The 10,475-nt window shown below is 68.9% G+C and carries 9 protein-coding genes; 6 read left to right on the top strand and 3 right to left on the bottom strand.

What is annotated here, in order from left to right:
* The coding region (locus tag QZ607_RS25105) for a hypothetical protein (protein ID WP_295888825.1) at positions 1–1,365 on the top strand (1,365 nt) is incomplete at its 5' end.
* A 116-nt stretch (positions 1,366–1,481) separates the two neighbouring features.
* Entirely contained in the window at positions 1,482–1,775 is a 294-nt protein-coding gene (locus QZ607_RS25100; protein WP_295888822.1) for a hypothetical protein, read from the top strand.
* Between the two features lie 24 nt (positions 1,776–1,799).
* Here QZ607_RS25100 and QZ607_RS25095 read toward each other — a convergent pair whose 3' ends face one another.
* The 3 genes from QZ607_RS25095 to QZ607_RS25085 all read right to left on the bottom strand — a co-directional run bounded on the left by QZ607_RS25095 (position 1,800) and on the right by QZ607_RS25085 (position 3,513).
* Positions 1,800–2,111 (bottom strand): hypothetical protein, encoded by a 312-nt coding sequence (locus QZ607_RS25095; RefSeq protein ID WP_295888819.1) that lies wholly within the window; start codon positions 2,109–2,111, stop codon positions 1,800–1,802.
* Positions 2,112–2,144: 33 nt separating this feature from the next.
* Positions 2,145–2,453, bottom strand: a complete 309-nt coding sequence (locus tag QZ607_RS25090; protein WP_295888814.1) for a helix-turn-helix domain-containing protein — start codon at positions 2,451–2,453, stop codon at positions 2,145–2,147.
* 739 nt (positions 2,454–3,192) lie between these two features.
* Entirely contained in the window at positions 3,193–3,513 is a 321-nt protein-coding gene (locus QZ607_RS25085) for a hypothetical protein (protein ID WP_295888809.1), read from the bottom strand.
* 15 nt (positions 3,514–3,528) lie between these two features.
* On the opposite strand from QZ607_RS25085, the gene QZ607_RS25080 reads away from it, so the two are divergent.
* The 4 genes from QZ607_RS25080 to QZ607_RS25065 all read left to right on the top strand — a co-directional run.
* Positions 3,529–6,954, top strand: a complete 3,426-nt coding sequence (locus QZ607_RS25080) for an NACHT domain-containing NTPase (RefSeq protein ID WP_295888805.1) — start codon at positions 3,529–3,531, stop codon at positions 6,952–6,954.
* 81 nt (positions 6,955–7,035) lie between these two features.
* Positions 7,036–7,338, top strand: coding sequence for a hypothetical protein (locus QZ607_RS25075; RefSeq protein WP_295888802.1), 303 nt, complete (start codon positions 7,036–7,038; stop codon positions 7,336–7,338).
* 42 nt (positions 7,339–7,380) lie between these two features.
* A complete protein-coding gene (locus QZ607_RS25070) occupies positions 7,381–9,828 on the top strand; it encodes a hypothetical protein (RefSeq protein WP_295888800.1) in 2,448 nt (815 codons plus the stop codon).
* Positions 9,829–10,329: 501 nt separating this feature from the next.
* Positions 10,330–10,475 (top strand): DUF255 domain-containing protein (locus QZ607_RS25065; protein ID WP_295888827.1); only part of this gene is annotated, 146 nt, incomplete at its 3' end.

Here is a 10,475-nt window from a genome sequence, read left to right as displayed (position 1 = left end):
CTCGCCGCGCGCATCGGCGCCGCGCTTCAGGATGCCGCGAGCTTCTCGCTCTCCGGCGGCAACCACGGCGGCGTGACCGTGCGCGTGTCCAGCAGCGATCCGGCCACGGCGCTCATCGCCCCCGACGCCAGCACGCCGGGCGCCGCCTTCATCGACGTGACGGTGCCCGACGGGCAGACCTCGGGCAGCTTCGTGGTGCAGGGGGTCGCCGGCGCCAGCGGGGCGGTGACGGTCACCGTCAGCCAGGCGCTGTTCAGTGACGCAACCGCCAACACCGAGATCGCCCCGGCGACCTTCGGCTTCTATCATGGGCTCTCGACCAGTCACTCGGTCACCAGCTTCGAGAGCATCGCCGACGACGGCTTCAGCGTGCGCACCGGCGTGCTCAACGCGGACGGCACCGGCATCGTCGCCTACCAGGGCGTCAGCGCCGCGGCGGCACCGCTGACCGTCACCGCCACCAGCAGCGACCCGAGCGTGGCCGCGCTGCGCACCTCGGTGGATCAGGGGGCTTCGGTCGCGGTGCAGCTGGGCGCGAACCAGACCTACAGCTACTCCAGCGACTACTTCTGGGCCACCTTCCCGACACCGCCGGTGGACGGCACGACCACACTCAGCGTCTCCGCGCCCGGCTTCGTGCCGCTCAGCCAGACGGTCAGCGTGAGCGTCAGCTCGCCGACCATCGCCGTCGGCGGGCTCGCCGCGCGCATCGGCGCCGCGCTTCAGGATGCCGCGAGCTTCTCGCTCTCCGGCGGCAACCACGGCGGCGTGACAGTACGGGTGACCAGCAGCGACCCCGGCAAGGCATTGATCGCGCCGGACACGAGCACGCCGGGCTCGGCGTTCATCGACGTGACGGTGCCCGACGGGCAGACCACGGGCAGCTTCGTGGTGCAGGGTGTGGCCGGCGCCAGCGGGGTGGTCACGCTGACGCTGAGCCACGCGCTGTTCCAGACCACGGAGGTCGACACGCAGATCGTCCAGCCGGTGCTCCAGCTCGATAACCTGCCGACCTCCATCGGCGCCGCGGCGGCCGATGACCCCTACCGGATCTACACAGGTATCGCCAACACGTCCAACACCGGCGTCGAGACCTACCAGGAGGTCGCACCCGGCCAGGGGCCGGTCCAGGTGCTGCTGACCAGCAGCGACGGCACGGTGGCGCTGAACCGCACCCTGGCCGCCCACGGCACCGACGTGACCATCGAGGTGGAGGAAGGCAGTTACCTCTCCGCGGGCACGGTCGCCGACGGCGGCGTCGCGCTGGACCCGCAGACCGCGGGCTCGACGGTGATCCGCGCCCAGTCGCTGGACTTCAACGCCAGCTTCCCGGGCTCGGCGCAAACCGTGACCGTGACGCCATGAGGGGGCTGGCGCCACGGGCACCGGGCGCACCGCGCCGGCAGGTCCGTCCGGGCACCGGCATAGTTGGTGGGTGTGGCGCCGCCGGGCCGCGGCGGCCATTACGGCTCGCCGCCGCCATGCTCGCGGCGGGGGTGGTCGCGCCCGCCGGCGCCGCCGAGGTCTGCCTGCCGCTGCCGGCGCCCGGCGACGAGCCGGCGGTGCGCGATGTGACGGTACAGCCCTTCGGCCGGCTCCGGCTCACCGCGACCCGCGACGTCCATCAGGTCCAGGTGCAGGTACAGGGCGAAGGCGACACGCCGCTCGGGTCCGCCCAGGGCCTCGCCGGCATCGGTCGGCTGCCGGTCTACCTGCGCCACGCCGGCGCGCTGCGCCCCCTGGACATCGTCTGGCGCGACAGCTGTCCGCCGTAAGATCCACCGGGACCGGATCGGCGGTCAGATGGCTGCCGCCTGGAGCCCCGGAGCGACGACGGCATAGGCCGCGCCCCTGCATTCAGCGCCGGGGAAATGCCGATAAATCGGGGTTCCCCGTGCGGGCCAGGACGGCCCGCCGTTTTCAGCGACGCAAGTTGCGGAAAATGAAGGGAAGCGAAAACCACGTTTTTCGCTTCCCGTGCCGATTTTGGAAAGGCATGGCCAATAATCGTCGTCTCCCCAGGTGGTCGGGTACCGGGTCGTGGTTGCCGGCGTACACGCGTCGTTGTGTTCAAGGGCGAGCCTAAGCAACGCCGACAGGTCATCGACCACCGGACCCGCTCGGGTACCGCGCCCAGAAAGTGCTCATGCCACCTCGTCGAGAAAGAGCTCCCGCAAGACCTCGGGGCGCTCCTGGGCGATTCGGATCAGGGAGCGGGCTGCGCCACTGGGCGCTCGGCGACCCTGCTCCCACTCCTGAAGCGTTCGCACGGAGACGCCCAGGAGCTTGGCAAACTCGCTTTGGGACATCTTGACCCGGTATCGTGCAATGGTCACGGGACCGTGGACCCTGCCGGTTCCGCCGGCCTTCATCTCCCGGATCGAGTGCAGCAGCTCCGCGCCGATGTCCCGGCCCGCGTCGCGCTCTAGAAGTTGGGTCTCAGTCTTTGGCATCTTCGATCATCTTCTGTCCAATAGTCCGGCCAGAGCCTGGAAAAGACCGGGGTTTCCGCGACGATCAACGTGGCTTGAAGTCTACGTCAGAGACGCACAACACGTCACTTTGACTTACCCGGGCTCTGCGTTTCCGTACGGCTGGAGCAGGCATACGCTGGGGTTGCGTCCTGCATGCTGTGTCGGGCTCCGCGGAATGAGAGAACACCGCCCTTCCTCTAATCCCGCTCTGCCAGCAAACCCTGCCGGCTGGAGCGTCGCAACGTGCTCCCACGCTGGAGAGACCGGGCAAGTATCTGGCGCAGATCCTGTAAGCGAAGTGCATCTGCCGTCAGGGCCTACGTAAGCTCCTGATCCCAGAAGGAGCGGTTGGACGGTCGTCAGGGTGCGTCCCGCGTGGTGGCTGGCAAGGCAAAACGACGCAGAATAGTCGTTCTATTCTGAGGAGTTGTAACGCAGCCAGCTGCCGCGCGGCGCGTGCCACGGCGGCCGTAGCGCCGTTCACCCAACAGGTGACTTTCCAATACCACCCAACGCTCAGCCATGGAGGCATTTGCTCGAACGTCGAAGCGGTCAACTGCCCCTTCTAGGTTGATCTTTCCTACGCACGGCATGGTGCGACGACCCGTGCAACCGCCTGCTGGCGAATGCTTTCCCAGTCTGTGGAGCCTGGGAGCCGGAGGGGAGCTCGCACGTTCACCGAAACAAACGGGACAGCATCCCGCCTGCCGAAGTACCATTACGATCCGACGAAAGGCAATCGAATCGTCAAACTTGGTCGCTTGCCTGTGCGAACGGAACAGAGGCACCCGCCATGCGTGTTGTCTTCATCTCCTGCGTGTCCGATGAGTTCCGCGGCTACCGCAGCGCGCTGCGGCAGGCGCTGACCGCCCGCAACATCGAGATCAAGGTCCAGGAGGACTTCGCCGACGGCGGCGGCACCCTGCTCGCCAAGCTCGACGACTACCTGCGCTGCTGCGACGCCGTCATCCATCTGGTGGGGGACGGCGTCGGCACCGCCGCAAAGCCGGCGGAGGTCCGCGACCTGCTGCGCCGCCATCCTGACCTGCCGCAGGTGCTGCCGGAGCTGGCCCCGTGGATCGACCCTGACAGCTGCCCGTTCTCCTACACGCAGTGGGAAGCCTTCCTCGCGCTCTATCACCGGCGCGACTGTTACGTCTTCCGGGCGACGCCGGCGAGCCTGCGCGAGCCGGGGTGGCAGGCGACGCCGGAATCCGTCGCCGCACAGCACGTCCACATCGACCACCTGCGCAGCCTCGGCAAAGATCGCTCGCCGCCGGTCGAGTTCCGTGACGCCCGCGACATCGCCATCCGCTTCTTGAAGAGCTTCCACGACGAGGACCTCGATCCCGTCGCGTCACTCGACCCCGAGCCGCCGAGCCAAGCCGACTGGGCCGCATTCATCACCTGGCAGCAGACGCGCATCGACGGCCTCGACCTCGGCCTCGGCCGCGACACCGTGCTGATCGATCTGGACGTGGAGGTGGAGCGCACCACGGGGCTGCGCGCGTCGATCCGCAGCCTTGGCAAGCGGCGCTACCGCGGCCGGCGTGTGCAACAGGCCATCCTGTCCTTGCTGAAGGACGCGCCGCGCCTGCCGCTGCTGCTGGAGGGGGAGCCCGGCGCGGGCAAGAGCGTCGCGCTCGCACAGCTCGCAAACGATGCCCTTGCGCATGCCGACAAGCGCAAGAAATCAGTCCCGATACCGCTCTTCATCTCCCTGTCGCGGCTGCCGGCCCCGCCCGACGGACAGCCGGCCACCGCTGAGCACATCCTCCAGCACGTCATCAAGTCCGGCGCCGGCCTCGAAGGCGGCGAGCAGGGCACCGGCGCCGCTGCCATCTACGAGCGCTGCCTGCGTTTCGGCCTCAAACAAGGCCGCTTTCGCATCCTGTTCGACGGCTTCGACGAGATCCCGGCACTGCTGGCCGCCGAGGACTCGGGCCAGACCGCGCGTGAATACGGCCTCGCCATCCAGGCCTTTGCCGCCAACCCCGACTTCGGCCAGTGTCAGGTGGTCGTCGCCTCCCGCCCCTATCGCAGCCCCGACGCCCTGCTCTGGCCCAAGCTCCGGCTCAAGGAGCTGGACGACAAGCGCATTCGCGAAGCGGTAGACCGGCGCTTCGGGCCGAAGGCGCCCACGCAGGGCTCGAGGCAGCTCGCCGACCACGTCTTCCAGGAGCTCGTCGAGCGCTGGGAAATGCTCGGCGAGCTGCTCCGCAATCCGCTCTTCCTCGACCTGGTGTGCCGATACCGCGCAGACAACGACCGCCCGCCGGAGACCATGGCAGACGCCTTTCAGGGCTTTGTCCGGCGCCGCCTCGCCGACGACGCCGACCGCCTGGCCGGCATGGGCCTGAGCCCGGCGGCCATCGAATCAGGCGCCGCCGAGATCGCCTTCCGCATGACCGCCGAGCGGGGCCTCGGCCTCAAGCCGGACCCGGGCCTGTTGCTCGCAACCCTCAACGACGGCTCCTGGACCTTGGAAGTGCCGCCGGAGCGCATCGTCGACGTCCTGATCGAGGTAAACCTGGCGGGCATCGAGCGCGTGGACGGAGCCGCGGAGTTCCGCTTCAAGCCGCACCGGCGGTTTCATGAGTATTTTGCCACCCGGGCGGTGCTCGCCGATCCAGGTCGCCTGACGGTCAGCGAGCTGCTCTGGGGCGAGAAGTGGCGTGATACGGCAGTTACCCTATTGGAAACAGCCGAGCTCGAAGATCAATACGGTGTCCGCGAGGAACTGCGCCGCCTCACGCGAGACTGGGCGGAGACCCGGGGACTCCCGAGCAACATCGATGGCGTCCCGATCACCGCCATGGACCCGCTCAAGCTCCGACAGGCACTGCAGGAAATCCCACGGGACAATGAAGCAAGGGACTTTTGCTGGCCGGACGACAGCCTGCACCCGCTCGAAATCCTCAACAACGCCGGCGCCCGCGGCGCCCGCCAGGACCCCGCCACCGCCGCCAACGTGGACCGCTTGCTGCTCGCCGCCTTCATGTCCGGCAAGCGGCTCCTCCAGAAGACGGCACTGGAGCTGGCCCATGCCGGGAGTCGCGACGGGGTGCTCTGGCTGCTGAATGCAGCGTTCGAGAGTAACAGCGCACTGCTCAGCAACTTGGCCATGGAACAGGCCAAGCTGATGCCTGCCTTGCCAGGATCGATTTTGCCGAGAATTCGGGAGTCACTCGCAGCGCAATGGGCAAGGGGAGAACTCACCAACGCCACTGCGCACGTGACACGCAAGCGCCTGAAGCTGCTTGATCCGACCCGAGGATTGACACAATCTCTGCGGCTGCTGAATTGGACCAATCGAATTGATGTAGCGCTTTACTGCTACATCTGGCTGTCTTGGGTGATTGGCGTATATGTGGTTGCCATCCTCAACTCCCCTCCGCAGATTGAGAATCCACTCGTTTCTTGGGGCTCAGTTCTGATTTTTGGGCTGTTGCTAGGGAGCATCTTTTTCGGCCTACCCATGACGCTAAGTTACTTTGGTGAAGCAATGAGTGCGCGCACACACCTTCACCTCTGTTCGGCACGGTCAGCGGCGGACTGCGCCTGGTGTACGCGCGTCTTCCCTCGGGCGATTCGGCGGTTGTTCTATCTCGCCGGGTTTGCAGGTCTCTTCTACGCAGTCTATGATGTTAATCTTGTAAATGCTCAATCAATTAGTCTGCTCGGTGCACTCCATTTTCTTACTGCTGGGCCTGCCGGCCCTGTCCTGCCGATCTATATTTTTTGGTCCTTCTGGGGCTTTTGCGCCCCCTTGGCCGCCCTATCAGGTCGGTTCACCGCCGCCTGGCAATGGCCGTTGGTCGTGCTCGAGCCCTTCCTGCAGGCGAAATCGACGGCTGGACAAATCGCGGCAGGGCTGCGTCGCGCAACAGCCTCTGCCTCGATGTACACAGTCAGGCTCAGCATCTTTGCGGTCCCGGTGCTCGGGCTGCTCATCTTTGCCGGCAGCACCGGCCTGATCGAGCGTATCGAAGGCATCGACCCTGGCCGCGTAACCCTCGCCATCACTGCTGTGTTGTATCTTGCGCTGCTCCCCGCCTTCGTCTCAGACCTGCGCACCAGTCTTCTGGCGCGGGGCAAGCGCACCATCGAGCTGTCCCAGGCCGCTTACAGGCTTGCTGTGCCATCTGTCTCCGGCCCACGGGTCCGTCTGAAGCTCCTGCGGTCCCTGCGGTCCAGATCCCGACTGGCAGCCACCGCGGGCACGGAGCGGCAGCTCGCCGACATGATTACCGCCATCGGCCGCGATGCCGATAAGGCGCGGGGCGCGCCCAGGGCCAAGCCCGCGCCGGATTCGGACTGGCACCCCGAGGTTCAAGCCTGGTATCGCAAGCATGCGAGGCGCAGCCAGGGCATGGCCTTTCTGAACGGACCGGTCCTGGACGAGCTGCTGTTGCTGCTCGACGCGGTGCAGAACGCGCTGCGTTACCCAAGTCATGCACGTGTGGCCGACCCGATGTGAGCGAGCCCCAATCTGGCTCCCACGCCCGAGCGTGAGCGCAGGCCCGGACGCTCCAGCGTCCCGTGCACGAGGACACTGACCATGGGCCGCGACCGCCACCGCATCCTGGACCGCACGGCACCGCATTTCGTCACCTGCACGGTGCTGGAGTGGCTGCCGCTGTTCGCGCGGCCGGCCAATGTGCAGATTCCGCTCGCCGGCCTGGGCGTAGCTGACGAACAGCTCGAAGGGGCGATCGGGGCCGGTGGCGGGCATCGCGGAATCCTGGAAGCGGGCTCCCCGGCGCGGAGCGCGGGCGCCGATGCGCTGAACGTCGTCGCGGCCGGGCGCATCAGGTATGGCCGGAGGGCTCGCACCCGGAGCACGTGCACAGGGAGGCGATGATCCGGCAGAATGCCGCGCAGGTGCCGCTGAGCAGGAGGGGGGATGCAGGATCAGGCGCAGCCGTCGCAGACAGGTCCGCGGCCGGCCGTGCTGCCCGCGCGGCCGCGGGCCGTGCTGCGCATCGGCTTCGCGGGCCGGCGTGAGCTGGAGCCGGCGGAGGAGGCGCGGCTGGAAGAGGCCCTCGTGCGGGTCTTCACGCTTCTCGGGCACCGGCTTGCGGCGCTGACGCCGGGGGTGCCGGTGGTGGATGCCGCCGTGACCAAGGTGGCGGACTTCTTCGCCACCGGTGAGCCGCCGCTGCTGCGGGTGGTCACCGGGCTCTGCGAGGGCGCGGACGCCGCCGCGGCGCGCGCGCTGGAGCAGGTCTGCATCCGCCCCAACGACGGCAGCGATGCGCCGCCGGAGGCCTGCCTGGCGCGCCGGCTGGCGGCGGTGCTGCCCTTCGCGGTGGACGCCTATCGCACGAGCCGGAAGCAGGACTTCCGCGACGAATTCGACGCCCAGGCAGCCCGCTGTGAGTACATCCAGGTGCTGGACGGGCGCTGGGAGAAGCCGGAGGACGGCCCCGACTTCGACCCGGATGACCCGCTCGACAAGGCGCGGCGGAACCTTGGCCGCCGCCGGCGCCGCAAGGGCTACCGAGCCCAATCCGCGCTGCTGCTGCGCCACGCGGACCTGTTGGTGGCCGCCGCCGACCCGGATGCCGAGGGCAAGGCGGGTGGGACGCTGGAGACGATGGCCAGGGCGCTGGCCTTTGAGCTGCCGGTGCTCTTCGTGCACACCGGCGACTGCTCGGTGCGCCTGGTGGAGCCGGACATGAGCCTGGACACGGCCCTCGGCGAGGCGCCCATTCCGGAGGACGACCTGCCCGCGGTGCTGGGCCGGCTGGTGAGCGGGCTGGTGGCAGGGCCGGACCTGCCCCAGGCGACCATCGACGGCGCCGCCCCCCACGCGGCGGCCCCGGGCCGCGGCTTGCTCACCGAGTACTTCCGGGGCGCGGACCTGCCACCGCGCCGGCGCTGGGGACCACGCCGCGGCGAGCGGCGGGTCGGCTTCCGGGAATTCTGCTGGAACGCCTTCCGCCGTCGGTTCGAGGACCTGCCGCACGACCGCCCGCGCGGGCTCGCTCACTGGCTCGGGCTCACCGCCGCGGGCGGTCCGCGACAAGCGGTCTGCACGTCGGACTTCGACGAAGCAAGCTCGCCCTTTTTCCCGTACCGCGACCGTGCCCGCCAGCTCAACTATCACCACGGGGGGCGCTATCGGGGCGCCTTCGTGCTCGCCTATGCGCTGACGGTGCTCGCGGTGCTGCTGGCGTCTCTGAGCCTGGTGGTGCTGGGCATGGCCAATGACGAGCACGAGCAGTCCGACACCGCCAAGCTGATTCAGACCCTGGGCAGCCCAGCAGCCACCGCACCCGACGCCGCCGCGGCGATGCCCCGGGACAGCGGCGCGGGTGGCGACGACCCGGATCGGCGCCGCCGGCTGCTCTGGCTGCTCATCGCCCTGGCCGCGGCGAAGCTCGCCACCGTCATGATCCTCGCCCACAACACCCGGCAGGCCAATGCCGGCCGCTGGAACGACTTCGCCGTGGACTACCGCTACCTCGCCGAGCGCTTGCGCACCATGACCTACCTGCCGCTTGCCGGCAGCCTTAAGCCGCCGGCGGCGGCGCCCCAGGGCTACGCCAGCCGCGCGACGCGGCAGAGCGCCGTGGACTGGCTGTTCGATGCCATCGTGCGCTCGGTGGACCCGACGGTATTCTGCCGGCGCGAAACCCTGCCGACGCACGACGGCCGCGGGAAGCTGGAGCTTTGCGTCTGGCGGCCGGACCCACTGCGGGCACTGGACATCCTGCGCCGGGACTGGACCGCCGGGCAGGTCGCCTACCACGCGAAGAACGCCGGCACCATGCATCGCATCGAGGCCTTTACGGACGTGCTGGGCCGCGGGGTCGGGCTCGCGGTGATCCTCATCGTCGTGCTGGACCTGGCGCTGGTGGGCGCGAAGGTCAGCGGCTGGCTGCCGCCCTGGGGTCAGGGCCTGGAGCGGCTCGCCGCGCCCTGGCTCATGGTGCTGGCGGCGCTGCTGCCGGCGGCGGTGGCGGCCCTGTCCGGGCTCAAGTTCCAGAGCGAATGCCACCGCCTGGCCGAGCGCTCCGAGCATCTGCGCCGTCTGCTGGGTGGTCCGCCGCCGCCGCGCCCGGACCCCGCGGTAGCGCCCGGGCTCGGCGAGCCGCTGCGCCGCGCCATCGCCAGGCGGCGGCAGCCGCGCCATCTGGTGCAGACGACAACGCATCCGGCACACGGCCGCCATGCCGGCGTCACCCGCCTCGCCGCCCGCGCCGCCAACTGCCGCGCTGCGGCGGATGACGACATCGGCGGCTGGACCCTGGAGACCCTGCACGCCGCCGAGCGCATCGCGGGCGACACCGTGCAGGAGGTGGCGGAGTGGTCAGTGCTCTACAGCAAGGAGGTGCCAGACACCTGACATCCGGACGCGCGGGCCAACCCCGCGACGCTCAGCCGGAGGCCTGATCCGTCAGCGAGCACATCGAGGGCGGCCTGCGGCATCTCCGCGGTCAGTCCCAACGGGCTGCTGCGTCATCGACCAGGTGTTCGAGCCGCTCGACGACGCCAGTGATGTCCCTCAATCCCTGCGCTTTCGCCCCGCCGCTGAACTGGCGCCAGCGCCCGTCGCCGCCATGGCCGAACAGGCGCGCGTGCGGGGGCGGCAACGGCTCGCCCGCAGCGGACTCATTGAGCCCGAGGATGTCCGCGAGATCCTGTTGTATCCGAGGGTGTTCCTGAGCGACGCCACCAGGTCGTCCAACGTGCGTTCGAGCTGCATGCCGAGCTTCCCCGACGGGCGTTCGCGCTGTCCGCCATCATTGCGGGCACCAGCTGATCCCAACGGCCGCGCGGTTGGAAATCCTCTCTTGTCGCCGTCATGCTCCCTCAGGACACGCCCCGCCGCAACACGAGCCCGGACATGACCGACACCGCCGCCCCCCACGAGCCCCATGGGAACCGCCTCGCCGACGCCACCAGCCCCTACCTCCAGCAGCACGCCGCCAACCCGGTGGACTGGTGGCCCTGGTGCGAGGAGGCGCTCGACCTGGCCCGCGCGCAGGACAA

Source organism: uncultured Thiohalocapsa sp., assembly GCF_913063425.1.
In the GTDB taxonomy this organism is placed as follows: Bacteria; Pseudomonadota; Gammaproteobacteria; order Chromatiales; family Chromatiaceae; genus Thiohalocapsa.
This window is presented reverse-complemented; position numbering and strand designations above follow the sequence as displayed.

What these genes read in the sequence shown, in the direction of transcription:
- QZ607_RS25100 (WP_295888822.1), top strand. Translation starts at nt 1,482, where the DNA reads ATGCTCGCGGCGGGGGTGGTCGCGCCCGCCGGCGCCGCCGAGGTCTGC.
- QZ607_RS25090 (WP_295888814.1), bottom strand. Translation starts at nt 2,453, where the DNA reads ATGCCAAAGACTGAGACCCAACTTCTAGAGCGCGACGCGGGCCGGGAC.
- QZ607_RS25075 (WP_295888802.1), top strand. Translation starts at nt 7,036, where the DNA reads ATGGGCCGCGACCGCCACCGCATCCTGGACCGCACGGCACCGCATTTC.
- QZ607_RS25070 (WP_295888800.1), top strand. Translation starts at nt 7,381, where the DNA reads ATGCAGGATCAGGCGCAGCCGTCGCAGACAGGTCCGCGGCCGGCCGTG.
- QZ607_RS25085 (WP_295888809.1), bottom strand. Translation starts at nt 3,513, where the DNA reads ATGGCGGCGCAGCAGGTCGCGGACCTCCGCCGGCTTTGCGGCGGTGCC.